The organism is Bradyrhizobium symbiodeficiens (assembly GCF_002266465.3).
GTDB lineage: Bacteria > Pseudomonadota > Alphaproteobacteria > Rhizobiales > Xanthobacteraceae > Bradyrhizobium > Bradyrhizobium symbiodeficiens.
Genome location: NZ_CP029427.2, coordinates 5,161,242 through 5,185,123, shown reverse-complemented (window position 1 = coordinate 5,185,123; position 23,882 = coordinate 5,161,242). Strand labels below are relative to the sequence as shown.

Sequence of the window (23,882 nt, the reverse complement as noted above, 5' to 3'; positions counted from 1 at the left end):
ATCGACGCATCCTTCGGATGCAAGCTTTCAGCGTGACCGCGTCGTTTTCACGGCATTTGCCACAAATCGCGTGTGTGCTTTCCGGTTGAAAAGCCTGATAACGTTGACTACGCAGGAACCCCAGTGCCTCGTAGTCTTAGGAGCCCCGCGGCGTGCCTCAGGACAAGACCGGCGATCCCCGACAGTCGGCGGGCAACAAACTATCGGTCCTGCGCAAGCACCCGATCTTCGCGGATCTGGAGCCGGAAGCGCTTGATCAGCTCTGCCGCTACGCCAAGCACACCACCGTGAAGCGCGGCGCGACGATCGCTGCCAAGGGCGATCCCGGCAACAACCTGTTCGCGGTGATCACGGGGACAGTGAAGATTTCCTCCTCGTCGCCCGATGGGCGGAACGCGATTCTCAACCTGATCGGTCCCGGCGAGATCTTCGGCGAGATCGCGGTGCTCGACGGCGCTCCCCGGTCGGCCGATGCGACCGCCAACACCAATTGCGAACTATACATCATCGATCGCCGGGACTTCCTGCCGTTCGTGAAGAGCCAGCCGGCGCTGGCGATGAAATTCATCGAGCTGCTCTGCGCGCGTCTGCGCTGGACCAGCCAGCAGGTCGAGCAGGTCATCCTCCAGAATCTGCCGGGCCGGCTGGCGAGCGCACTGCTCGGCCTCACCGAGGAGCGCAAGTTCGACTCCGGCAGCGGCACGCTCGCCATCACGCAGCAGGAGATCAGCGAGATGGTGGGGATGACGCGCGAGAGCATCAACAAGCAATTGCGCGCCTGGGCCGGCCGCAACTGGGTTCGCCTCGAGCACGGCGCCATCGTCGTGCTCGATACCGACGCGCTGCGCGAACTCGCCGAGAGCGGCCTAGACGGCGGGTGACGGCGTCTGCCTAACTGTCGATGATGGCGACCGCGCGGGTCCAGCCCGCCGAGGCGCGTTCGACCTTCACCGGAAAGCATGAGACGGTGAAGCCGGTCGAGGGCAGCTGGTCGAGATTGTGCAGTTTCTCCAGATGGCAATAGCCGATGTGCCGTCCCGCCTTGTGCCCCTCCCAGATCAGGCCGGCGTCTTTTGTTTCGGCGTATTTCTTCGCGGTGTAGAAGAACGGCGCGTCCCAGCTCCAGCCGTCGGTGCCGGTCAGCCGCACGCCGCGTTCGAGCAGATACATGGTGGCCTCATAGCCCATGCCGCAGCCGGAATTGACGTAGTCGGCCTGACCGAATTTGGCGCCGGCGCTGGTGTTGACGACCACGATCTCCAGCGGCGACAGCGTGTGCCCGATGCGCTTCAGCTCCTTCTCGATGTCGTCGGCGCTTGCCACGTAGCCGTCGGGCAGATGCCGGAAGTCGAGCTTCACGCCGGGCTGGAGGCACCATTCCAGCGGCACCTCGTCGATCGTCCATGACCGCTCGCCGCGGTTCATGGTCGGATGGAAGTGCCAGGGTGCATCGAGATGCGTGCCGTTATGGGTCGACAGCGAAACCTGCTCGACGGCCCAGCCCTGTCCGTCAGGCAAATCCTCCGCCTCGAGGCCGTCGAAAAACTGCAGCATGCGCGGCAGGCCCTGCTGGTGATCGATGTACTGGATGGTCGGGTGATTGCCGGGCGGATCGGCCGTCACGTCGTTTCTGAGCGGGACCGAGATATCGATCAGCTTCCGCGGCATGGGTATTCCTTCGAGATAGTCCGCTGTTTCGGACATCTTGAGGGGCCTCTCTTGGTCGCGTCAAGTCATGTACTGGCGACGCAAGCCGTCCCGCCGTCTTCCGCAATGGCGCGAATTGCGCCAGATTGATCGATGCAACTGCTGCATCGATCAATGCCGGATTTGGCTTGGACATGGAATGCCACGCGCCCTAGGGACGACATTGGCGCTTGACTTCACACCTGAAGGGGGGGCGACCCAAGGCGGCCTGCAGCCTGCCGACAACGACATAATCAACCAGGAGGAAGCCCAGATGAAGACACTCACCGGTATCACCGCAGCCGTTGCATTGGTGCTCTCAGCGCCACTGGCGACCGCACGCGACTTCCGCTCCGCCGACATCCATCCCGCAGATTATCCGACCGTCGAGGCCGTCAAGTTCATGGGCAAGCAGCTCGCGACGGCGAGCGGCGGCAAGCTCGGCGTAAAGGTGTTTCCGAACGGAGCCCTGGGCTCCGAAAAGGACACCATCGAGCAACTCAAGATCGGCGCGCTCGACATGATGCGGATCAACGCGTCGCCGCTCAATAATTTCGTGCCGGAAACCATCGCATTGTGCCTGCCGTTCGTCTTCCGGGACACACAGCACATGCGCACTGTCCTCGACGGGCCGATCGGCGATGAGATCCTGGCGGCCATGGAGCCCGCTGGATTGGTCGGGCTTGCCTATTACGATAGCGGGGCCCGGTCCATTTACACCGTCAAGGCGCCGGTAAAGTCGCTCGCGGACCTGAAGGGCCTCAAGATTCGCGTCCAGCAGTCCGATTTGTGGGTCGGCATGATCCAGAGCCTTGGCGCCAACCCGACGCCGATGCCGTATGGCGAGGTCTATACCGCGCTCAAGACCGGCCTGGTCGATGCCGCCGAGAACAACTGGCCCTCCTATGAGTCGTCGCGCCATTTCGAGGCCGCCAAGTTCTACAACATCACCGAGCACTCCCTGGCGCCCGAAGTTCTGGTGATGTCCAAGAAGGTCTGGGACACGCTGAGCAAGGAGGATCAGGCCATCATCCGCAAAGCGGCCAAGGAATCGGTGCCGGTCATGCGCAAGCTCTGGGACGAGCGCGAGCAGGCGTCCCGCAAGACGGTCGAGGCCGCCGGCGTTCAGGTCGTCACGATCGCCAACAAGCAGGAGTTCGTCGACGCGATGAAGCCGGTGTATCAGAAGTTCGCCGGCGACGAGAAGCTGCAGTGCCTCGTCAAGCGTATCCAGGACACGAAGTAGGACCACGGCGTCGGGTCCGGCGTCGCCACGGAGGCGGCACCGGGCCGCTCGCAAGGAGTCGCGGGAATGACAGATCCACACGTCGCAGACCACGAGCAGGGGGCGGTCGCCGCCGCACGCCCGGCGACCGGCTTGCTGTCAAGCGTCAATGCCGTCGTCGCGCGTGCGGGCATGTATCTGTCCGTGAGCGGACTGCTCCTCATCGTCACCGTCGTATTCTACCAGGTGTTCGGCCGGTACGTGCTCAATTCGAGCCCGACCTGGACGGAGAACCTTGCGCTGGTTCTCATCCTGTATGTCACGCTGATCGGCGCCGCCGTCGGCGTACGCGATGCCGGACACATCGGCATGGACAGCCTGCTGGTGATGCTGCCCGATCACGCGCGAGAGAAAATCGAGCTCATCATCCACGTCCTGGTGGCCGCGTTTGGCGTCGCGATGGCCTATAACGGCTGGATTCTCGGCGCATCCGTCGGGACCGTGAAGATCCCCAATCTCGGCCTTCCCGAGGTCGTCCGCTACGTCCCGTTGATCGCCTCCGGCGTCCTGATCGTCTCCTTTTCAATCGAGCACATCATTGCTGTGCTGCGCGGCGAAGAGGTTGTTCCCTCATGGAACTGATCATTCTCGGGGCTTCCTTCTTCGGCTTTCTGATCCTCGGCGTCCCCGTCGCCTTCGCGATCGGCCTCTCGGCGATCTGCACCATCCTCTACGAGGGTCTGCCGGTCGCCGTCATCTTCCAGCAGATGATGTCGGGAATGAACATCTTCTCGTTCCTTGCCATCCCGTTCTTCGTCTTCAGCGGTGAGCTGATGCTGCATGGCGGCGTCGCCGACAAGATCGTGCAGCTCGCCAAGAATCTCGTCGGGCACATCCGCGGCGGGCTCGGCATGTCGAACGTGGTCGCCTGCACGCTGTTCGGCGGCGTCTCCGGCTCGCCCGTGGCCGACGTGTCGGCGATGGGCGCGGTGATGATCCCGATGATGAAAAAGGAGGGGTTCGACACCGACTACGCCGTCAACGTCACAACCCATGCCTCGCTGGTGGGCGCCCTGATGCCGACCAGCCACAACATGATCATTTATGCCCTGGCCGCCGGCGGCAAGGTCTCGATCGGCGCGCTGATCGCCGCCGGCCTTTTGCCGGCGATCGTGCTGATGGCGTGCATGCTGGTCGCCGCTTACGGCGTTGCGGTGAAGCGAGGCTATCCGGCCGGCAAGTTTCCGGGCTGGGCCGAGGTTTTCCGCTCGCTCGCGGCGGCCCTGCCCGGCCTTCTGATCGTCGGCATCATCCTGACGGGCATCCTGTCCGGGGTCTTCACGGCAACTGAATCCGCAGCCGTCGCGGTCACCTATACGATGCTGCTGACGTTCTTCATCTACCGCACCATGACCTGGAGCAACTTCCTGCATGCCGCCGCCAAGGCGGTGAAGACGACGGGCGTGGTGCTGCTGTTGATCGGCGTCTCCACCATGTTCCAGTATCTGATGGGGCTCTACGAGGTGGCTGATCTCGCCGGCAACTTGATGGGCAAGGTCTCGACGCAGCCCTGGGTCATCTTCCTGCTCATCAACGTCATCCTGTTCGTGCTCGGCACCTTCATGGACATGGCGGCGACGATCCTGATCTGCACGCCGATCTTCCTGCCGATCGCGATGAAGGCGGGCATGGATCCGGTGCAGTTCGGCATGCTGATGCTGATCAACTGTGCCCTCGGGCTCAACACCCCGCCGGTCGGAACCACCCAGTTCGTAGGCTGCGCCATCGGCGGAATCTCGGTGGGCGCGGTGATGCGCACCATCCTGCCGTTCTACACCGCGCTGATCGCAGCCCTGATGTTCGTGACTTACGTCCCCGCATTCTCGCTGTGGCTGCCGCGCCTGCTGATGGGTTACAAGGGCTAGCAGCTACAGGAGAAGCCATCAGTGACTGACTATCGCAAGCTCTTTGATCTCACCGGCAAGACGGCCGTGGTGCTCGGCGCCGCATCCGGCATCGGTAAATCGTCGGCCGAGGCGCTGGCTGGGCTCGGGGCCCGAATCGTCTGCGCCGATCGCGCGCTTGACGCCGCGGAGGCAACCGCCGCCGGCATTCGCGACAAGGGCGGCTGGGCGGAAGCAGCCGGCTGTGACGCCGCGAGCGCTGCGGACGTCAATGCGCTGGCCAAAACGGTGATGCAGAAATTTCCCCGGCTCGACATCGCCGTGACGACGCCCGGGCTCAACATCCGCAAGACCATCCTCGACTACACCGAGGAGGATCTCGACCGCGTCCTCAACCTCAACGTCAAGGGCACGGTGTGGTTCTTCCAGGCTTTCGGCCGCATCATGGTCGCGCAAAGGGGCGGCAGCATCATCGCCTGCTCGTCGGTGCGCGCGGTCACCATCGAGCCGGGCCTCGGCGTCTACGGCTCCACCAAGGCGGCAATCGGCCTGCTGGTGAAGGGCTTTGCCTCCGAGGTCGGCCATGCCGGCGTGCGCGTCAATGCGATCGCGCCGAGCATCGCCGAGACCGCGCTGACCGGTCCGTTCAAGCAGCGGCCCGACATCTACAATCTCTACGCCGGCCACACCGTGTTCAACCGCTGGAGCAGCGCCGACGAGGTCGCGACCGCCGTGGCCTATCTCGCCTCGGACGCCGCGAGCTATGTCAGCGGCAGCACGCTGTTCGTCGACGGCGGCTGGACCGCCGTCGACGGTCCGCCGACCGGTCTCACCCAGCTGCACAAATAGGGCCTCATCGGCATCTAGCCGGTGAAGCCAGCGCGCTGGCGCAGATCCTTATGATCTGCGTCGGTCAGCAACGCGATCAGCGCGGCCGCTTCCTTCGGATGCGCTGCGCTCGCGGTCACGCCGGCCGTATACATCGTCAGGAGTTCGCAGCCGGGCGGCAGCGCCCCTGACAGTTCAATGCCGTCTGTCGCGATGATCTCGGTCGCCTGCGTGCATCCGATCGGTCTTGCCGCCGTCGATGCCGCGAGTTCCCGCATCGCCGTTGCACCGTTCGGAAATATCTTGAGGCGCGAGGCGACTTCATAGGCGATGCCGAGTTGGTCCAGCACTTTTGCGAAATGCTGGCCGGCGGTCGAGGCCTTGGTGTCGGGGACGTAGATGGCATCGGCACTGCGCAGCACCTCGCGCAGATCTCCCTGGGTCTTCACCATCACCTTGGGATCGCGGCTGCGGACAGCCAGCGCGGTCTCGACCCGGCCGACATCCGTGATCGAGAAGGGGACGACGAGCTTCTCTTCGGCAAGCTTCGCAAGCAGCGCCTGCGTCAGGATCACGAGATCGGCCAGTGTCCTCGCGCGCAGCTTGTCGGCCATGATGCCGACTGCGCCGAATTCGCCATCGATGCCGAGGCCGGTCTGCGCCTTGAAGGCGTCGCCGAGCCCGCGCACCAGACCTTGCGCCGCGCCGCCGCTCAAGATGGTCACTGTCTTCAAGGCGCACGCTCCATCGCTCCAATGATCCTGTCCCGCGTGATCGGCAGGTCGCGCACGCGCACGCCGAGGCAATCGTAGACCGCATTGGCGATCGCCGCCGTCACCGGGCCGTGTGCGGCCTCACCGGCGCCGACCGGCTCGATCTCCGGCCGCTGAATGATCTCGACATCCACGGCCGGCACCTCGCTGAAGGTCAGGATCGGATAGTCGGTCCATGAGGTGGATGTGATGCGCGACCGGTCGAAGCGGACGCGTTCCTTCAGCACCCAGCTGGTCGCCTGGATTGCGCCGCCCTCGATCTGGTTGACGACGCCGTCCGGGTTGATGGCCTCGCCGACATCGACGGCCAGCGTCAGCCGCCTCACGCGGATGTCGTCGGTGCCCTCGATCTCGGCAATCGCGGCGCAATAGGCCCCCGTGTTCTTATAGCGGGCAAAGCCGACGCCGTGGCCGATGCCGGGCTGTTTCTGCGGCTTCCACTGCGCACGTCGCGCCGCAGCGCTGATGACATCGCGCGCCCGTTCGTCGCGCAGGTGCCGCAAGCGGAATGCGATCGGGTCTTCACCGCGCAGCGCTGCGATCTCGTCGAGCAGGGATTCGATGGCGAACACGTTGCCTTGTCCGCCCAGCGTCCGCAGCGCCGAGGTCCGTACCGGCATGGTCAGCAGCCGGTGGCTCGTGATGGTCCAGGCCGGGAAGTCATAGAGCGGGACGGAGTTGCGATCGCCGCCACCGCCATTCGCAGCCGGCGGGTTGGTCGAGACCATGCGGGGATAGGGATTTGCGATCTCACTCGCCGCCAGCAGCGCGGGCTTTGCTGCGCGTCCGGGCCGTGCCGCATGGCCGTTGCTCCAGATCGCGTGGCGCCAGCCGACGATCTCGTGGTCCACGTCGAGATCGGCCTCGATCTCGACGGCCATCGCCGCGCCGAACGGCGCGTGAGACATCTCGTCGTGGCGTGACCACTGCACGCGGACCGGGCGTCCGCTGGCCGCTTTCGCCAGCAACACGGCATCGAGCGCGACGTCGTCGGCCGCATTGTGTCCGTAGCAGCCGGCGCCCTCGATGTGCTCGACGACGATGTGGTCTTCCGGCAGCGTCAGCACAATCGCGAGATCGGCGCGCAGCAGGTAGACGCCCTGGCTGTGCGTCCAGACGTGGACACGATCGCCGTCCCATTGCGCCACGGCGCAAGACGGCGCGATCGAGGCATGCGCGATGTAGGGGCGGGTGTATTGCCGGCGGAGCGTTTGGGTGGGATTGCGGGCCGGCTCCGCCATCCTGGTATCGATAATGGTGGTCTCGATCGGCTGGCTCTTCAAAAAACCCGCCAGATCGTCTTCGTCGGGCAGCGGCTCGCCGACCGACCATGTCGCGCCCTTGCGCAGCGCTTTGAGTCCGGCTTCCGCCGCCGCCTCGTTGTCGGCAACCACGCCGGCAAAGCCGCCGTCGCGGACGATCGCAACGAGGCCGGGGACCGCGCGCGCAGCCGCCTCATCGAGTGCGATCAATCTGGCGCCCGAGAGATCCGGCCGCAGCACGCGTCCGTGTGCCAATCCCGGCAGAGCGAGGTCGTGGATGAAACGCGGCCGCGCAAACACCTTGTCGGGAATGTCGACGCGCTGGACCGAATGTCCGGCGATGATACGGCTGGCGGCACTCTTCGCTGTCGGGCCTGCGGTGGCGTCGTGGTCGAGCGAGACCTCGTCCATCAGCTCCCAATAACTTGTCCTGACATTGCCGGGGCCAGAGATGGTGCCGTCATCGATATTGAGCCGCGAGGCATCGATTCCAAAGCGTTCTGAGGCGACGGCAAGGAAGCGCTGGCGCACCTCCGCGCAGACCTGGCGCAGCGCGCGGCCGGACTGCTGGATCGAGAGGCTGCCCGAGGTAACGCCTTCGTTTGGGCTGGTCGCCGTCGAGGCGCGGATCATCTCGATCCTGACGATTTCGACATCGAGTTCGTCCGCGGCGATCTGCGCCAGCGCCGTGACGATGCCCTGGCCGATCTCGACCTTGCCGGGCGAGATCGCCACGCGGCCGTCATCGGTGAATCCCACCCAAGACGACAGCTTGGGATTGGCCACGAGGCTGACCGGCAGCTTCGGGGCAGGGGACAACGTGCTCATGATGCCGCCATCTCTGCGGCCGCACGCAGGACGGCGCGGACCATGCGGTTGTGCGACCCGCAGCGGCACAGATTGCGATCCAGTGCCGCCCTGACCTCCGCCTCCGTCGGGGACGGATTGCGCTTCAGCAGCGCCGCCGCGCTGATCAGGATTCCTGATACGCAATAACCGCATTGCATCGCCTGTTCGGCGATGAAGGCGCGTTGCAACGGATGCGGTGCGCCCGCCGTGCCGAGGCCTTCCACCGTGACGACGTCCTTGTCCGCGACCGACCACATCGGCATGTCGCAGGACGCCATGGCGCGATCGTCGACCATGACGTAACAGGCGCCGCACTCGCCGGCACCGCAGCCGAAATGCGCCCCGGTGACACCGAGCCGGCCGCGCAGCACGTCGAGCAGCGTCTGATCGGGATCGGCATCCACGGCCGTGGCTGCGCCGTTGAGCTGAAATTGAATGGCTGGCATTTCCAATACGGCCTCAGGACTTGTCGAACTTCTTGACGACGTCGGCCCATTTCTCGATGTCGCCGCGCAGGAATTTTTCGAATTCCTCCGGCGTCATCGACATGGGCACGGCGCCCTGTTCTGTCCAGAGCTTGACGATGTCGGGCCGCTTCACCATTGCGTTGACGGCGGCATTGAGCTTGTCGATGACCGGCTTTGGCGTGCCGGCCGGTGCCATCAGGCCCAGCCAGATCGTCGCCTCATAGGCGGGAACGCCCGCTTCGATCGCGGTCGGCACGTTCGGCAGAACGGTAGAGCGCTGCTTGCCGGTTGTGGCGAGCGCGCGCACCTGGTTCTCGCCGATGTTCGGCGCCATCGCCGGCACCGCGTCGATCATCATCTGCACCTGTCCGCCGATCACGCCACTGCGCGCCTCGCCGCTGTTGCGATAGGGAACGTGGACGACATCGATACCGGCCATGGCTTTGAACAGTTCGCCGGCCATGTGGTAGGGCGTGCCCTGACCGGAGGAGGCGTAGTTCAGCTTGCCCGGCTGCGCCTTGGCGAGCGCGATGAACTCGGCCAGCGTCTTCACCGGCACTTGCGGGTTCACCACGATGACGAGATCGGAATAATTCACCGGCGCGATCGGCGCGAGGTCGCGCATCAGCTCGTATTTGCGCTTGTCCGCCGTCAGCAGCGTTTCGTTGGCGGTCTGGGTGTTGGACATCATCAGCAGCGTGTAGCCGTCGGCCGGCGATTTCGCCGCCTCGATCGTGCCGATGACACCACCGGCACCGGTGCGGTTCTCGACCACGAAAGGCTGACCAAAACTGTCCTGCAGCACATTGCCGATCAGCCGGGCCGCGACGTCGGCCGGGCCGCCGGCCCCGAACGGGACGACGATCCGGACGGCGTGGCTGGGATAATCCTGTGCAAAGGAGGGGGCTGCGGAGACTACGGCAAGCAGGCCGGCCGCCAAAGCCAGCACGGATCTTCGAGCGATCATACCCACCTCCCTGATATCGTTTTTGTTGGCCGGCACTGTAGCGGCAGGGAATGCGGACTGTCGACGCCTCACAACGGCGACAGGGCTGGCAATACCGGGTGGCTTTCGGTGTGGCTGGTCCCTATTTCGCGCTTGCAGCAGGAACCGGCGGCGCGTGCGGTTTGAGCAAATCGCATGGGCCGTGCCGGATAAATGCGCTCGGCTGGCCGGTATTTTGGTGTTACGAACTGAGACATGAACCAGCACGCCAAGATCGAAAGCAAGATCGAAATCCGCCATTCGACCTGTCCGCATGATTGCCCATCGGCCTGTGCCCTCGATGTCGAGGTGGTCGAAGGCCGCAGCATCGGCCGTGTCCGAGGTTCGAAAAAGCAGACCTATACGGCCGGCGTGGTCTGCGCCAAGGTCGCCCGCTACGCCGAGCGCATCCATCATCCCGAACGGGTCACATTTCCGATGCGCCGAACGGGCGCGAAGGGCTCCGGGCAATTCGCGCGGATCTCTTGGGACGAGGCGCTGGACGAGATCGGGCATCGCTTCAATCAGGCCGAGCGCGAATTCGGCGCGGAATCGATCTGGCCCTATTACTACGCCGGCACCATGGGCCTCGTGATGCGCGACGGCCTCAACCGCCTCACGCATGTGAAGAAGTATTCGCGCTTCTATCAGACGATCTGCGCCAATGTCGCGCGCATCGGGTTCGCGATCGGCACCGGCAAGATCGCCGGCGCCGATCCGCGCGAGATGGCGCTGTCCGACCTCGTCGTGATCTGGGGCACCAATCCCGTCAACACCCAGGTCAACGTGATGACGCACGCCTCCCGCGCCCGCAAGGAGCGCGGCGCGAAAATCGCGGCGATCGATATCTACGACAACGACACCATGAAGCAGGCCGACATCAAGATCGTCCTGCGGCCCGGCACCGACGGCGCCTTCGCCTGCGGCGTCATGCACGTCCTGTTCCGTGACGGCTATGCCGACCGCGCCTACATGGACAAGTACACCGACTGCCCCGCCGAGCTCGAGGCGCATCTGACGACGCGCACGCCGGAATGGGCGTCCGCGATTTGCGGCGTACCGGTTTCCGAGATCGAGGCCTTTGCCAACGCGGTCGGCGAGACCAAGCGCACCTTCTTCCGCTTCGGCTACGGCTTTACGCGGAGCCGCAATGGCGCCACGCAGATGCACGCGGCCAATTGCATTCCCGCGGTGACCGGCGCCTGGCAGTATGAAGGCGGCGGCGCCTTCTTCAACAATTACGCGCTGTGGCACTTCAACGAATCCATCATCGAAGGTCACGACGCGATCGACCCGAGCATCCGCGCGCTCGACCAATCCCAGATCGGCCGTATCCTCACCGGCGATGCCGAGGCCCTGCATGGCAAAGGCCCGGTCAAGGCGATGCTGATCCAGAACACCAATCCGATGACGGTGGCGCCGGAGCAGGCGCTGGTCCGGCAGGGTTTTGCGCGCGAGGATCTGTTCGTCGCGGTGCACGAGCAGTTCATGACCGAGACGGCGCAAATGGCGGACATCGTGCTGCCGGCGACCATGTTCATGGAGCACGACGATCTCTATTACGGCGGCGGCCACCAGCACATCTCGGTCGGGCCGAAGCTGATCGACCCGCCCGGCGAATGCCGCTCCAACCATCAGGTGTTGCAGGCGCTGGCGCCGCGCCTTGGCGCGAGGCATCCGGGTTTCGAGATGACGCCGCGCGAATTGATCGATGCGACGCTGAAGCTCAGCAATCACGGCGACATCGCCGGCCTCGAAGCCGACCTCTGGCGCGACCTGCAACCGGACTTCCGCACCTCGCATTATCTCGACGGCTTTGCCCATGCCGACGGCAAGTTCCACTTCAAGGCCGACTGGGCGCATCCGCCGTTCGGCGTGACCATGGGCGATGTCGACAACATGCCCGAGTTGCCGGACCATTGGGCTGTGATCGAGCAGGCCGACCAGGCCCATCCGTTCCGGCTCGCGACCAGCCCCTCGCGCAGCTTCCTCAACACCACCTTCAACGAAACCCCGTCCTCGCAGGCGCGCGAGGGCAAGGCGAGCGTGATGATCCATCCGCTGGATGCGGCGGCGCTCGACATCGCCGACGGCGATGCGGTGACGCTCGGCAATACCCGGGGCGAGACCACGCTGGTGGCGACCTTGTTCGATGGCGTGCGGCGCGGCGTGCTGATCGCGGAGTCCGTTCATCCCAACAAAAACCACATCGGCGGCCGCGGCATCAACATGCTGACCGGAGCCGAAACCGTCGCGCCGATCGGCGGCGCCGCGTTCCACGACAACAAGGTCTGGATCAAAAAGGCGCTCGCCGTTTAAGGCACGCACTCCGAGACACCGTAGCCTGCGAACTCCTTCGCGATATCAGGGTTCATCGACTTTGCCGACGCGATGTCGGTGGCGCCGTCACCGCCGCTCTTGCGGGTGGCGATGCCACGGCCGAACAGCGACGACGAGGAGCGCGGATTGCGCTGGATCGCGTCGGTGTAGTCTTTGATCGCTTCCGCATTGCGCCCGAGCTTGAGATTGACGAGACCGCGGCTGTCGAGCGCATCGCTCAAGCCGGGATCGATCTGCAGTGCCAGATTGCAGTCAGTCAGCGCGCCCTGCAGGTCGCCGGTCGCAGCGCGCGTCCAGCAGCGGTTGTTCAGCGCCTGCGCATCCCTGGGATTCCTGCGGATCACCGCGTCGAAATCCTGCATGGCGCGCGCGTGCGCGCGCTTGATCGCATAGACTTGGCCGCGCTTGTAGCGCGAGACGATGTCATTGGCGTTCGCCGCGATTTTGCGGCTGAGATCGGCGATGACGGAATCCCTGGCGAGATCGTCGGCGCTCGGAGGCGGCTCTGCCTGCGGCGCCTCGCAAGCCGGTTTTTGCGGCTCGGGTTTCGCCGGCGTCGCGTCGCCCTTGTTGTCGGGCGGCTGCGTCACCGGGCCTGCGAACGAGAATTCCGTCGTCAGCGAGGACGACAGCCACGGCACCTGCTCGCGCTTGGTGGCGGCGACGACGCCGTTCTTGGTGTTGGTCAGGGCCTGCTCGGCGCTGATGTTCGGCGCGCGCATCTCGCGCAGCAGCTCGGCGACGAACAGGCCGTGCTCGGTCTTGCCGCTCGCCGCGACCGCGCCGAGCGCGGCGGAGTAGAGCACGAGCGAATTGCTCGGCGCGATCGCCGGCGCAAGGCCGGCCGAATAGCGGCGGAAGCGCCGCTCGAACGGGTTGCGGCGCGAGGCGTCGATCAGCGCGATCTTGATCGCGGCGCCGCGCGTGTTCATCTCGGCGAGGATGCTGTCGAGGCTGAAGCCGTCGCGCGCCACATCCGGCTCGGTCCAGATCTGCGCGTCGACCGGCAGCAAATAGGTCTGCCGGTTGGACTGGATCGCAAAACCGTCGAAGAAGATCAGTGCCACCGCGCCGCGCTCGATGCGGGCATAGAAGCGATCCAGCACCTGCCGCATGGCGTCGGCCGTGAGATTGCTCTGGCGGTCGACGACGAAGCCGTCGCGCTTCAATTCTTCGGTGACGTCCTGGGTGTCGTTGGCGACGTCGTTCAGCACGAATTCGTTGTCGGGATACCTGGCGTTGCCGATCACCAGCGCCAGTTTCGCAGCATCGGCCGCGCGGCTTGCGCCCAGCACGAGCAGGCCTGTCAGCAACAACATCATCGCGGCGCGCATGAAATGACTCATCGGTGATCAAAATCTCCAGTCAGGATAGCGGCCGTCACCCGTAATTCAATCGCCAAGCGAATTTGCGCCCACACGCTATGGTGACACCGCGCTGCAGATTGGCCTTGCACGCTCCGCCCGTCCTGCCGCAAATGGCAGCAAAACGGATGGCAAGGAAGCGAGCGTACCATGACCGACACCACAGCAGTCGTCACCGAGAAGCGCGGGCAGGCGTTCTGGATCACCATCAACCGGCCGGAGAAACGCAACGCACTGAACGGCGAGGTCATCGCCGGCATCACCAAAGGCTATCGCGACGCGCATGACGACAAGGACGTCCGCGTCATCGTGCTGACGGGCGCGGGCGACAAGGCGTTCTGCGCGGGCGCCGATCTGCAGAATTCCGGCGCGGCTTTCGCAATGGATCATTCCAAACCAAATGTCGACTATGCCGATCTGTTACGTTTGTCACAGAACGCCACCAAACCTGCGATTGCGCGGGTCGGCGGCGTCTGCATGGCCGGCGGCATGGGCCTGCTCTGCATGACCGACATGGCGGTCGCGGCCGATCACGTCGTATTCGGCCTTCCGGAGGTGAAGGTCGGCGTGTTTCCGATGCAGGTGCTGAGCCTGCTGCAGTCCATCGCGCCGCCGCGCCTCGTCAACGAATGGGCGCTCACCGGCGAGCCGTTCGATGCCAAGACGGCGCAGGCTGCCGGCCTGCTCAACTACGTCGTGCCCACGGCCGAGCTGGATGCCAAGGTCGACTGGCTGATCGGCCGCATCGTCGACAAATCCCCGACCGCGATCCGTCGCGGCAAATACGCCATGCGCGCCATTGCCTCGATGTCGTTCGACGAGAGCATCGCCTACACCGAAAGCCAGATCGCGCTGCTGGCGATGACCGAGGACGCCAAGGAAGGCCTGAAGGCGTTCGGGGAGAAGAGGAAGCCGGTCTGGACGGGGAGGTAGACGGGGCACGAGACTGTAGTTACTAGCTCATTTCGACTTTCAAAGAGAATGTAGCCGCATTCCTCCGTCGTCATTCCGGGGCGCGCGTAGCGCGAGCCCGGAATCCATCGTGCAGGAAGCCTCGCGGAGAAATGGATTCCGGGCTCGCGCCAAGTGGCGCGCCCCGGAATGACGTACTACCCCGCGTTGGCTTTCAGCCCGGCAGCCTGGATACCGGCCACCGCGCAGGCCTCGTCATTGTCGGAGGTGTCGCCGGAAACGCCGACGGCGCCGAGCAGGGTCGTGCCGTCCATGATCAGCACGCCGCCGGGGACCGGCACCAGAGCGCCCTTGGCGATGGTGTTCACGGCGTCGATGAAATAGGCCTGCTCCTGGGCGCGCTGGAACAGCGCGCGCGAGCCCATCCCCATCGCGAGCGCGCCATAGGCCTTGCCGTGCGCGATCTCGCCGCGCATCAGGCTGGTGCCGTCCTGCGCCGCGGCGAGCTTGAGCACGCCGCGCGCGTCGAGGATGGTGACGACCAGTGGCTTGAGCTTGAGTTCGCCGGCCTTCGCGAAGGCGGCGTCGAGGATCTTGCGGGCGGTGTCGAGGGTGAGATCAGCCATGGCTGGTTTCCTTTGCAGCAGTTGAGGTGGAGTTGGTTTCGGTGCGATCGAGGCTCATCGCCAGCACGCGCGCGACGTGAAGCGCCTCGCGCTTCGTGCCGTCCTGGATCTGGTGCCGGCAGGAGGTGCCGTCGGCAACGACCAGCGTCGTGGCGTCCGCGCGCCGCACGGCGGGCAGCAGCGACAGCTCGGCCATCTCGATCGAGGCATCATAGGTATCCGCGCCATAGCCGAAGGCGCCCGCCATGCCGCAGCAGCTCGATTCGATGGTCTCGACTGCAAGTCCCGGAACCAGCCGCAGCACCTGCTCGACCGGCTTGAAGGCGCCGAAGGATTTTTGATGGCAATGGCCGTGGACGACGACCTTGTCGGCGATGGTGCCGAGCGGCAGTTGCAGCCTTCCGGCCTCGGCCTCGCGCACCAGGAATTCCTCGAAGGTCAGCGCGTGCGCGCCGACCGCCTTGGCGTCGTCGTCCTTGCGCAGCGAAGAAAGCTCGTCGCGCAGCGTCAGCAGGCAGCTTGGCTCGAGGCCCACGATCGGCACGCCGCGCGCGGCAAAGGGCGCGAAAGCGGCCACGAGACGATCGAGCTCGACCCTGGCCTCATCGACGAGTCCGGCGGAGAGGAAGGTGCGGCCGCAGCAAAGCGGGCGGTTGCCGCTCACCGGCTTCGGCAGATGCACGCGATAGCCGCCGGCCGCGAGTACGCGCAGCGCGGCCTCGAGGTTCTCGCGCTCGTAGATGCGATTGAAGGTGTCGGCGAACAGCACGACCTCGCGGCCCTCAACAGGTCCAACCACCTCAGCGGCCGGCGCAAACACGTCGCTGCGGAAGGCGGGCAGGGCGCGGCGCGCGCTAATGCCGGCAAAGCGTTCGAGCAGCTTTCGCAACAGCGGGCTGCGGTTGCGCAGATTGGCGAGCGGCGCCAGCCGCGATGCGAGACCGGCATAGCGCGGGAGATAACCGACGAGGCGGTCGCGCAGTGTCAGGCCATGCGAGGCGGCGCGCGCGGCCAGCACTTCGATCTTCATCTTGGCCATGTCGACGCCAACAGGGCACTCGTGGCGGCAGGCCTTGCAGGAGACGCAGAGCTTGAGCGTCTCCATCATCTCGTCGGACGACAGCGCGCCGGGGCCGAGCTGGCCGGAGATCGCGAGCCGCAAGCTGTTCGCGCGTCCTCGCGTGACGTCCTTCTCGTTGCGCGTGGCGCGATAGGACGGGCACATCACGCCGCCCTCGAGCTTGCGGCAGGCGCCGTTGTTGTTGCACATCTCGACCGCGCCCTGGAAGCCGCCGCCGGCGCCGGGCCAGGCCGACCAGTCGAGCTTCGTCTCGAGCTCGCCGACGCGATAGTCTGGCTTGAAGCGGAACAGCGAGCGGTCGTCCATCCTGGGCGCATCGACGATCTTGCCGGGATTGAGCGTGCCATCGGGATCGAAGCGTTGCTTCACCTCGCGGAAGTCGGCGACGAGACGCTCGCCGAACATGGTCTCGTGGAACTCGGAGCGCACCAGGCCGTCGCCGTGCTCGCCGGAATGCGAGCCCTTGTATTCGCGCACCAGCGCGAAGGCCTCTTCGGCGATGGCGCGCATCGCCTTGACGTCCTTGTCCAGCTTGAGGTTCAGCACGGGTCGCACGTGCAGGCAGCCCTCGGAGGCATGCGCGTACATCGTGCCGCTGGTGCCGTGCTTGGCGAAGACTTCGTTCAGCCGCTGGGTATAGTCGGCGAGGTGCGGCAGCGGCACGGCGCAGTCCTCGACGAAGGAGACCGGCTTGCCCTCCTGCTTCATCGACATCATGACGTTGAGGCCGGCCGCGCGGAAATCTGCGATGCCGCCCTGCAGCGCAGGCTCGGTGATCTCGACCACGCCACCCCATTTGCGCTTGTCGTTATTCCAGCCGAAGCCGAGATCGCCCATCAATTCGCCGAGCTGCTTCAGGCGCAGGAGGTTGTCCGCCTGGTCCTCTTCGGCGAACTCGACCACCAGCACGGCGTCCGGATCGCCCCTGATGGCAGCATTGATGATCGGCTTGAACATCGCTATGTCGCGCCCGAGCGCGAGCATGGTGCGGTCGACCAGCTCGACGGCGATCGGCTTGAGCTTGACGAGGTGCTGGGCCGCGTCCATGGCTTCGTAGAAACTGCCGAAATGGCAGACGCCCAGCGCCTTGTTGCGGATGACAGGCCACAGCTTCAGCTCGACCTTGGTGGTGAAGGCCAGCGTGCCCTCCGAGCCGACCAGAAGATGCGCCATGTTGTTGCGCACATTGCGCGGCACCAGCGCATCGAGATTGTAGCCGCCGACGCGGCGCTGCACCTTGGGAAATCGCGCGGCGATCTCGTCGGCTTCGCGAGCGCCGAGATCGAGCATGTCGCGGAACAGGGCGCGTGCGTTGTCGTTCGCGTCGAGACCGGAGAGATCGCGTGAGACCTCGCCGTAACGGCTCAGCGTACCGTCCGCCAGCGCCGCCTCCATCGACAGCGTGTTGTCGCGCATCGTGCCGTAGCGCAGGCTGCGCCCGCCGCAGGAATTGTTGCCGGCCATGCCGCCGATGGTGGCGCGCGAAGCCGTGGAGACGTCGACCGGGAACCAGAGGCCATGCTTCTTGAGCTGGCGGTTGAGGTCGTCGAGCACGATGCCGGGCTCGACCACGCAGGTCCGGCCCTCGACGTCGAGCGACAGGATGCGGTTCAGGTGCTTCGACAGATCGACCACGATCCCGTCATTGACGGTCTGGCCGCATTGCGAGGTGCCGCCGCCGCGCGGAGTGACCTTGCGGCCTGCGTCGTGGGCAATCGCCAGTGCCCGCAGGGCCTCGTTCATGGTCTTGGGGACGACCACACCTGCCGGCACGATCTGGTAGAACGAGGCGTCGGTGGCGTAGCGGCCGCGGTTGAACGGGTCGAACAGGACGTCGCCGGTGATTTCCCGGGCCAGACGTGCCGCCAGGCCGTCCTTTTGAGCCGATTCCGGTGATTTTCCAGCCACTTCCGCCGCCATGGTCCGCTTTCGCCTGTTCGCCGGCACCGTCTTGCCTCCCGTCACGGCCCTTGGCAAGCAAGCCCTGCTTTCTGTGCATTGATGGACCTCGCCGGGCGAGGGACAAGCCCGGCGAATAATGATATGCGAGCGGCTCGCGGGAGCCTGAATTCGGGCCGACCGACGCTCGAGCCAAGACACGTTTCCAAGATAAGCCTCAAAGACCGGGAAGGACGCCGATGACCGTGCACAGTGGAAGGCATTTCCTACAGATTCCAGGACCGACCAACGTGCCCGACCGGGTGCTGCGGGCGATGGACATGCCGACGCTGGACCATCGCGGTCCGGAGTTCGCCGAGCTCGGTTTTGGCGTGCTTGCCGCGATGCAGCGCGTGTTCCGCACCAAGCAGCCCGTGATCATCTTCCCCTCATCCGGCACCGGCGCCTGGGAAGCGGCGATGGTCAACGTGTTCGCGCCCGGCGACAAGGTGCTGATGTGCGAGACCGGCCAGTTCGCCGTGCTGTGGCGCGGCATCGCCGACAAGTTCAAGATCGACGTCGATTTCATCCCGAGCGACTGGCGCCACGGCGCCGACCTCGCCGAGATCGAGAAGCGCCTCGTCGCCGACAAGCAGCACGCGATCAAGGCGGTCTGCGTCGTCCACAACGAGACCTCGACCGGCTGCGTGACGCCGCCGCTGGAGGTGCGCAAGCTGCTCGACCGCGTCAAGCATCCGGCGCTGTTGATGGTCGACACCATTTCCGGCCTCGGCTCGATGGAATACGAGCATGACGCCTGGGGCATCGACGTCTCGGTCGCCGGCTCCCAGAAAGGCCTGATGCTGCCACCCGGCCTCAGCTTCAACGCCGTCTCGGAGAAGGCGCTCGCCGTGGCCAAGGCCAACCCCGGCATGCGCTCCTACTGGGACTGGCAGGAAGTCATCAACTTCAACAAGCTCGGCACCTTTCCCTATACGCCCGCCACCAATTTGCTCTACGGCCTGCGCGAAGCGGTCAAGATGCTGGAAGAGGAGGGGCTGGAGAACGTCTGGACCCGCCACAAGCGCCACAGCGCGGCAACGCGCGCGGCGGCCAAGGTGTGGGGCCTGGAGACGCAGTGCATCGATCCTGCCGCCCACTCGCCGGCACTGACCGGCGTGCGCGTGCCTGATGGCCACGACGCCGACGCTTTCCGCAAGGTCGTGCTGGAAAACTTCGACATGTCGCTCGGCACCGGCCTGAACAAGGTCAAGGGCAAGGTTTTCCGCATCGGCCATATCGGCCACTTCAACGATCTGATGCTGATGGGCACGCTTGCCGGCGTCGAGATGGGCCTGGATCTTGCAAAGATCCCGCACCGGAGCGGCGGTGTGTTGGCGGCCATGGACGTCCTGAAGGGACGCGACGTGGTGCCGATGGCCAAAGCCCAGGTCGCTTAGAGGCTCCGGTGGCGTGAAGGCCGGCCGGCCCAAGATCAACAAGAGTGAAGTGAGCGCGCGATGAACGCACCGACGACTGCCAACGAAGACCTGCTCTACTCCGTCACGGACGGCATCGCGCGGATCACCTTCAACCGCCCGCAGGCACGCAACGCCATGACCTTCGCCATGTATGACCGCATGGCGGAGATCTGTCAGGAGATCAACGCAGACCGCTCGATCAAGGCGCTGATCCTGACCGGCGCCGGCGACAAGGCGTTCGCCTCCGGCACCGACATCTCGCAGTTCCGCGCCTTCAAGACCGCGCAGGACGCACTCGACTACGAGGCGCGCATCGACCGCGTGCTCGGCACGCTCGAGCAGTGCCGCGTGCCCGTGATCGCCGCCATCGCCGGCGCCTGCACCGGCGGCGGCGCCGGCATCGCGGCCTGCTGCGACCTGCGCATCGGCACCGAGACGACACGCATGGGCTTTCCGATCGCGCGCACGCTCGGCAATTGCCTGTCGATGTCCAATATCAGCCGCGTTGTCGCGCTGGTCGGACCGGCCCGCACCAAGGACATGATCTTCAAGGCGCGCCTCGTCGAGGCGCCGGAAGCGCTGGCGCTCGGCCTGCTCAACGAGGTCGTGCCCGACGTCGAGACGCTGCAGCGCCGCGCCGACGAAACGGCGAAGCTCGTCGCCAGCCACGCGCCGCTCACGCTGGAAGCGACCAAGGAAGCGGTGCGCCGCATCCGCCGCACGCTGTCGCGTGAAGAGGGCGAGGACCTGATCCTGAAGGCCTATATGAGCGAAGATTTCCGCGAGGGCATGGACGCCTTCCTCAACAAGCGCACGCCGGTCTGGAAGGGCAAGTGAGGCTCATGCGCTATCGACGTCGTCCGTCGAAAGTCATATGCGCCCAATTGCCCGGCCGCTTGCACTCGTCAGCTTTAGTCCGCACAATGCAGGGATAGAATTCTTCCGCACTACAACTCAAAAAAACATCAGGGGGCGAAACTCGTGCGAATTCCAGTGAAAGCCGTCGCCGCTGCGACGGCGCTGTTGTTGAGCACGCCGGCATTTGCCGGTTGGGAGCCGGCGAAGCCCGTCGAGATCGTGGTGGCAGCGGGCGCGGGTGGCGCCTCCGACCAGATGGCGCGGATGATGCAGGCCGCGATCCAGAAGAACAATCTGATGAAGCAGCCGATCGTCGTCTCGCTCAAGGGCGGCGCCTCGGGTGCGGAAGCGCTGATGTACATGAAATCCAGCGAGGGCGATCCGAACAAGGTGTTGATCGCCTATTCCTTGATCTACATGCTGCCGCTGTCGGCTAAGATCCCGTTCAACTGGCGTGAGCTGACCCCGGTTTCGGTGGTCGCGCTCGACCAGTTCGTGCTCTGGGACAACAGCGCAGGCCCCAAGACGGTGAAGGAGTTCGTCGCGGCCGCGAAGGCGGCGAGTTCGCCGTTCAAGATGGGCGGCACGGGCTCCAAGCGCGAGGATCACGTGCTGACCGTGTTCCTCGAGCAGAAGACCGGCGCAAAATTCTCCTATCTGCCCTACAAATCCGGCGGCGAGGCCGCGACTCAGCTGGTCGGCAACCACACCGAAGCCAACGTCAACAACCCATCCGAAAACCTCGAAGTCTGGCGCGCCGGCCAGGTGCGTCCGCTCTGCGTGTTCGACAAGGAGCGCATCTCCTACACCACCAAGGTGACGGACACCCAGTCCTGGGCCGACATCCCGACCTGCAAGGAGGAGGGCGTCGACGTGCAATATCTGATGCTGCGCGCGATGTTCCTGCCCGGCAAGGTGACGGCCGAGCAACAGGCCTTCTATGTCGATCTGTTCCACAAGGTGACGCAGACCGCCGAGTACAAGGAGTACATGGAAAAGCAGGCGCTGAAGCCGATCTTCCTCACCGGCAAGGACATGGTGAAGTTCCTCGAGGAGGATGATGCCGTCAACAAGTCGCTGATGACCGAGGCCGGTTTCGTCGCGAAGTAAGCACATCCTCCGCGTCATGCCCCGCGAAGGCGGGGCATCCAGTATTGCACAGAACTCGAATACGGCTTCTGCACGGCGTACTGGATCATCCGCTTCCGCGGATGATGACGGCGCAACTTGATTTGGCAGAGCATGTCCCAAACCGATCTGGAAATCGTCGTCGACGATCCGACCGCGCCTGAAGACGACTCGCCTTCCGTCGTCTCGTCCGGCACGGTCGAGATCGTCGTCTGTCTGCTGCTGCTCGCGCTGGCCGCCACGCTCGGCTACGACAATTGGCGCACCGGTGCGTCCTGGGATTCGACCGGGCCCGAACCCGGTTATTTTCCGTTCTATCTTTCGGTCATCCTCGGCGGCGGCAGCCTCTACGGCCTGATCGTGGCGCTGCTGGCGCGGCGTGCGGCGTCCGAGACCTTCGTCACCCGCGCACAGGCCCGCCGCGTGCTGGCGGTGTTCGTGCCGACGCTGCTGTTCTGCCTGGTGATGCAGTTCCTCGGCCTTTATGTCGCGAGCTTCCTGCTGATCTCAGGCTTCATGCGCCTCGTCGGCAAGATCGCGCTGTGGAAGTCGCTGCTTACCGCCTTCCTGTTCACTGCGATCATGTTCGTCACCTTCGATGTCGCCTTCGACGTCATCATGCCGAAAGGGCCGCTCGAAGCGGCCTTCGGCCGCTAGGCGGTTTCGCGATGGAAGCTTTCGGTCTCCTGCTCCACGGCTTTGCCGTCCTGCTGACGTGGAAGACGCTCGTGCTGATGATGGTCGGGCTGGTGCTCGGCATCTTCGTCGGCGTGCTGCCCGGCCTCGGCGGTCCCAACGGCGTCGCGATCCTGTTGCCGCTCACCTTCACGATGGATCCGACCTCGGCGATCGTGATGCTGTCCTGCATCTATTGGGGCGCGTTATTCGGCGGCGCGATCACCTCGATCCTGTTCAACATTCCCGGCGAAGCCTGGTCGGTGGCGACCACTTTCGACGGCTATCCGATGGCGCAGCAGGGCAGGGCGGCGGAGGCGCTGACGGCGGCGTTCACGTCGTCCTTCATCGGCTCGCTGGTCGCGGTGCTCTTGATCACCTTCCTCGCGCCGATGATCTCGTCCTTTGCGCTTAAATTCGGCCCGCCCGAGTTCTTCGCGGTGTATCTGCTCACCTTCTGCTCCTTTGTCGGCCTCGGCCGCGAGGCCAAGCACAAGACCGTCATCTCGATGTCGCTGGGGCTGCTGCTCGCCGGCATCGGCATGGACACGGTGTCGGGCAATCTGCGCATGACCTTCGGCTCGGCCGAGCTGCTCCGCGGCATCAACTTCCTGGTCGCCGTCATCGGCCTGTTCGGCATCAGCGAGATCCTGCTGACGATGGAGGAGCGGCTGGCGCTGCGCGGACACGCCGCAAGCATTTCGCTCCGCGTCGTGCTCGGCGTCTGGAAGGACCTGCCGAAATACTGGGCGACGCTGCTGCGCTCCTCCTTCATCGGCTGCTGGCTCGGCATCACCCCGGGCGGCGCGATCGCGGCGTCCTTCATGGGCTACAACCTCGCCAAGCGCTTCTCGAAGGATCCCGAGAGCTTCGGCAAGGGCCGCATCGAGGGCGTGTTTGCGCCCGAGACCGCAGCACATGCCTCCGGCACCGCGGCGCTGCTGCCGATGCTGGCGCTCGGCATTCCCGGCTCCGGCACCGCGGCGATCCTGCTCGGCGGCCTGATGGTGTGGGGTCTCAATCCCGGGCCGCTGCTGTTCGTCGAGCACAAGGACTTCGTCTGGGGCCTGATCGCCTCGATGTATCTCGGCAATGTCGTCGGCCTCGTGCTGGTGCTGACGACGGTGCCGATCTTCGCCTCGATCCTGCGCGTGCCGTTCGCCGCAGTGGCGCCGATGATCGTGGTCTCCTGCGCGATCGGTGCCTATGCGATCCAGAACGCGATGTTCGACATCTGGCTGATGCTCGGTTTCGGCGTCGTCGGCTACGTCTTCAAGAAGATCGGCATTCCGCTGGCGCCGTTCACCCTCGCGCTCGTGCTCGGCAATCGCGCCGAAGATGCCTTCCGCCTCTCGATGATCGGCTCCGGCGGCGACCTCAAGGTGTTCTGGTCGAACGGTCTGGTCGGCTCGATCACGACACTGGCGATCGTGTTGCTGTTCTGGCCGGTGATCGACGGCATGCTGTCCCGCGTCGGATGGACGCAACGGACAAGGGCGACGTCGCCGTAAGCATAAGTATTTTGATTTCAATGACATGCGCAGGCGATGTCGTTGTAGT

General features: G+C 65.0%; 20 protein-coding genes. 12 read left to right on the top strand and 8 right to left on the bottom strand.

The features are described 5' to 3' along the window. Nucleotides 1-152 precede the first annotated feature (152 nt). Nucleotides 153-881 carry a Crp/Fnr family transcriptional regulator gene (locus CIT39_RS24375; protein WP_094972580.1) on the top strand — a complete coding sequence of 243 codons (729 nt, stop codon included), beginning with the start codon at nt 153-155 and terminating at the stop codon, nt 879-881. Between the two features lie 10 nt (nt 882-891). Here the strand turns inward: CIT39_RS24375 and CIT39_RS24370 are convergent, their stop codons facing one another. After that, a complete protein-coding gene (locus CIT39_RS24370; protein WP_094972579.1) occupies nt 892-1,668 on the bottom strand; it encodes a cyclase family protein in 777 nt (258 codons plus the stop codon). Nucleotides 1,669-1,960: 292 nt separating this feature from the next. Between CIT39_RS24370 and CIT39_RS24365 the strand changes: the two genes are divergently transcribed. From CIT39_RS24365 to CIT39_RS24350, 4 genes are all read left to right on the top strand, one after another. Beyond that, complete coding sequence (locus tag CIT39_RS24365) at nt 1,961-2,932, top strand: TRAP transporter substrate-binding protein (protein ID WP_094972673.1); 972 nt, start codon at nt 1,961-1,963, stop codon at nt 2,930-2,932. A 66-nt stretch (nt 2,933-2,998) separates the two neighbouring features. Then, nucleotides 2,999-3,553 carry a TRAP transporter small permease gene (locus CIT39_RS24360; RefSeq protein ID WP_094972578.1) on the top strand — a complete coding sequence of 185 codons (555 nt, stop codon included), beginning with the start codon at nt 2,999-3,001 and terminating at the stop codon, nt 3,551-3,553. Beyond that, nucleotides 3,544-4,836, top strand: coding sequence for a TRAP transporter large permease (locus CIT39_RS24355; protein ID WP_094972577.1), 1,293 nt, complete (start codon nt 3,544-3,546; stop codon nt 4,834-4,836). The genes CIT39_RS24360 and CIT39_RS24355 overlap by 10 nt, the downstream gene beginning before the upstream one ends. A 21-nt stretch (nt 4,837-4,857) precedes the next feature. Continuing rightward, nucleotides 4,858-5,664 (top strand): SDR family NAD(P)-dependent oxidoreductase, encoded by an 807-nt coding sequence (locus tag CIT39_RS24350; protein ID WP_094972576.1) that lies wholly within the window; start codon nt 4,858-4,860, stop codon nt 5,662-5,664. A 14-nt stretch (nt 5,665-5,678) separates the two neighbouring features. Here CIT39_RS24350 and CIT39_RS24345 read toward each other — a convergent pair whose 3' ends face one another. From CIT39_RS24345 to CIT39_RS24330, 4 genes are read right to left on the bottom strand one after another with little or no spacing between them, the layout of a single operon-like run. Next, the gene (locus tag CIT39_RS24345) at nt 5,679-6,377 is read right to left on the bottom strand and encodes a molybdate ABC transporter substrate-binding protein (protein WP_094972575.1); all 699 of its coding nucleotides are present in this window, start codon (nt 6,375-6,377) and stop codon (nt 5,679-5,681) included. After that, the gene (locus tag CIT39_RS24340; RefSeq protein ID WP_094972574.1) at nt 6,374-8,506 is read right to left on the bottom strand and encodes a xanthine dehydrogenase family protein molybdopterin-binding subunit; all 2,133 of its coding nucleotides are present in this window, start codon (nt 8,504-8,506) and stop codon (nt 6,374-6,376) included. The genes CIT39_RS24345 and CIT39_RS24340 overlap by 4 nt, the downstream gene beginning before the upstream one ends. Then, nucleotides 8,503-8,973, bottom strand: a complete 471-nt coding sequence (locus CIT39_RS24335) for a (2Fe-2S)-binding protein (protein WP_094972573.1) — start codon at nt 8,971-8,973, stop codon at nt 8,503-8,505. Before CIT39_RS24335 ends, CIT39_RS24340 begins: the two co-directional genes overlap by 4 nt. 13 nt (nt 8,974-8,986) lie before the next feature. Further along, nucleotides 8,987-9,961, bottom strand: a complete 975-nt coding sequence (locus CIT39_RS24330) for a Bug family tripartite tricarboxylate transporter substrate binding protein (RefSeq protein ID WP_162308657.1) — start codon at nt 9,959-9,961, stop codon at nt 8,987-8,989. 234 nt (nt 9,962-10,195) lie between these two features. Here CIT39_RS24330 and CIT39_RS24325 point away from each other — a divergent pair, with 234 nt between their 5' ends. Further along, nucleotides 10,196-12,298, top strand: coding sequence for a molybdopterin oxidoreductase family protein (locus CIT39_RS24325; protein ID WP_094972572.1), 2,103 nt, complete (start codon nt 10,196-10,198; stop codon nt 12,296-12,298). Here CIT39_RS24325 and CIT39_RS24320 read toward each other — a convergent pair. After that, nucleotides 12,295-13,665 carry a caspase family protein gene (locus CIT39_RS24320; protein WP_181955112.1) on the bottom strand — a complete coding sequence of 457 codons (1,371 nt, stop codon included), beginning with the start codon at nt 13,663-13,665 and terminating at the stop codon, nt 12,295-12,297. The two genes, CIT39_RS24325 and CIT39_RS24320, sit on opposite strands and share 4 nt — an antisense overlap. Nucleotides 13,666-13,833: 168 nt before the next feature. On the opposite strand from CIT39_RS24320, the gene CIT39_RS24315 reads away from it, so the two are divergent. Continuing rightward, nucleotides 13,834-14,616 carry an enoyl-CoA hydratase/isomerase family protein gene (locus CIT39_RS24315; RefSeq protein WP_094972571.1) on the top strand — a complete coding sequence of 261 codons (783 nt, stop codon included), beginning with the start codon at nt 13,834-13,836 and terminating at the stop codon, nt 14,614-14,616. 176 nt (nt 14,617-14,792) lie between these two features. Here the strand turns inward: CIT39_RS24315 and CIT39_RS24310 are convergent, their stop codons facing one another. Then, nucleotides 14,793-15,221, bottom strand: coding sequence for a GlcG/HbpS family heme-binding protein (locus tag CIT39_RS24310; RefSeq protein WP_094972570.1), 429 nt, complete (start codon nt 15,219-15,221; stop codon nt 14,793-14,795). Next, entirely contained in the window at nt 15,214-18,222 is a 3,009-nt protein-coding gene (locus tag CIT39_RS24305; RefSeq protein WP_162308656.1) for an FAD-binding and (Fe-S)-binding domain-containing protein, read from the bottom strand. Before CIT39_RS24305 ends, CIT39_RS24310 begins: the two co-directional genes overlap by 8 nt. A 218-nt stretch (nt 18,223-18,440) precedes the next feature. On the opposite strand from CIT39_RS24305, the gene CIT39_RS24300 reads away from it, so the two are divergent. The 5 genes from CIT39_RS24300 (at nt 18,441) to CIT39_RS24280 (ending at nt 23,833) form a co-directional block, all read left to right on the top strand. Next, complete coding sequence (locus CIT39_RS24300; protein WP_094972569.1) at nt 18,441-19,640, top strand: pyridoxal-phosphate-dependent aminotransferase family protein; 1,200 nt, start codon at nt 18,441-18,443, stop codon at nt 19,638-19,640. A 60-nt stretch (nt 19,641-19,700) separates the two neighbouring features. Beyond that, nucleotides 19,701-20,498, top strand: a complete 798-nt coding sequence (locus CIT39_RS24295; protein WP_094972568.1) for an enoyl-CoA hydratase/isomerase family protein — start codon at nt 19,701-19,703, stop codon at nt 20,496-20,498. 156 nt (nt 20,499-20,654) lie between these two features. Continuing rightward, nucleotides 20,655-21,629, top strand: coding sequence for a Bug family tripartite tricarboxylate transporter substrate binding protein (locus CIT39_RS24290; protein ID WP_162308655.1), 975 nt, complete (start codon nt 20,655-20,657; stop codon nt 21,627-21,629). A 132-nt stretch (nt 21,630-21,761) separates the two neighbouring features. Next, entirely contained in the window at nt 21,762-22,304 is a 543-nt protein-coding gene (locus CIT39_RS24285; RefSeq protein WP_094972566.1) for a tripartite tricarboxylate transporter TctB family protein, read from the top strand. 11 nt (nt 22,305-22,315) lie between these two features. Further along, nucleotides 22,316-23,833 (top strand): tripartite tricarboxylate transporter permease, encoded by a 1,518-nt coding sequence (locus tag CIT39_RS24280; protein ID WP_094972565.1) that lies wholly within the window; start codon nt 22,316-22,318, stop codon nt 23,831-23,833. Nucleotides 23,834-23,882: the final 49 nt, after the last annotated feature.

Excerpts from the sequence above, each read along its gene's own strand:
- CIT39_RS24370 (WP_094972579.1), bottom strand. The coding sequence starts at position 1,668 with ATGCCGCGGAAGCTGATCGATATCTCGGTCCCGCTCAGAAACGACGTG.
- CIT39_RS24365 (WP_094972673.1), top strand. The coding sequence starts at position 1,961 with ATGAAGACACTCACCGGTATCACCGCAGCCGTTGCATTGGTGCTCTCA.
- CIT39_RS24360 (WP_094972578.1), top strand. The coding sequence starts at position 2,999 with ATGACAGATCCACACGTCGCAGACCACGAGCAGGGGGCGGTCGCCGCC.
- CIT39_RS24355 (WP_094972577.1), top strand. The coding sequence starts at position 3,544 with ATGGAACTGATCATTCTCGGGGCTTCCTTCTTCGGCTTTCTGATCCTC.
- CIT39_RS24340 (WP_094972574.1), bottom strand. The coding sequence starts at position 8,506 with ATGAGCACGTTGTCCCCTGCCCCGAAGCTGCCGGTCAGCCTCGTGGCC.
- CIT39_RS24335 (WP_094972573.1), bottom strand. The coding sequence starts at position 8,973 with ATGCCAGCCATTCAATTTCAGCTCAACGGCGCAGCCACGGCCGTGGAT.
- CIT39_RS24330 (WP_162308657.1), bottom strand. The coding sequence starts at position 9,961 with ATGATCGCTCGAAGATCCGTGCTGGCTTTGGCGGCCGGCCTGCTTGCC.
- CIT39_RS24325 (WP_094972572.1), top strand. The coding sequence starts at position 10,196 with ATGAACCAGCACGCCAAGATCGAAAGCAAGATCGAAATCCGCCATTCG.
- CIT39_RS24320 (WP_181955112.1), bottom strand. The coding sequence starts at position 13,665 with ATGAGTCATTTCATGCGCGCCGCGATGATGTTGTTGCTGACAGGCCTG.
- CIT39_RS24315 (WP_094972571.1), top strand. The coding sequence starts at position 13,834 with ATGACCGACACCACAGCAGTCGTCACCGAGAAGCGCGGGCAGGCGTTC.
- CIT39_RS24310 (WP_094972570.1), bottom strand. The coding sequence starts at position 15,221 with ATGGCTGATCTCACCCTCGACACCGCCCGCAAGATCCTCGACGCCGCC.
- CIT39_RS24305 (WP_162308656.1), bottom strand. The coding sequence starts at position 18,222 with ATGGCGGCGGAAGTGGCTGGAAAATCACCGGAATCGGCTCAAAAGGAC.
- CIT39_RS24300 (WP_094972569.1), top strand. The coding sequence starts at position 18,441 with ATGACCGTGCACAGTGGAAGGCATTTCCTACAGATTCCAGGACCGACC.
- CIT39_RS24295 (WP_094972568.1), top strand. The coding sequence starts at position 19,701 with ATGAACGCACCGACGACTGCCAACGAAGACCTGCTCTACTCCGTCACG.
- CIT39_RS24285 (WP_094972566.1), top strand. The coding sequence starts at position 21,762 with ATGTCCCAAACCGATCTGGAAATCGTCGTCGACGATCCGACCGCGCCT.
- CIT39_RS24280 (WP_094972565.1), top strand. The coding sequence starts at position 22,316 with ATGGAAGCTTTCGGTCTCCTGCTCCACGGCTTTGCCGTCCTGCTGACG.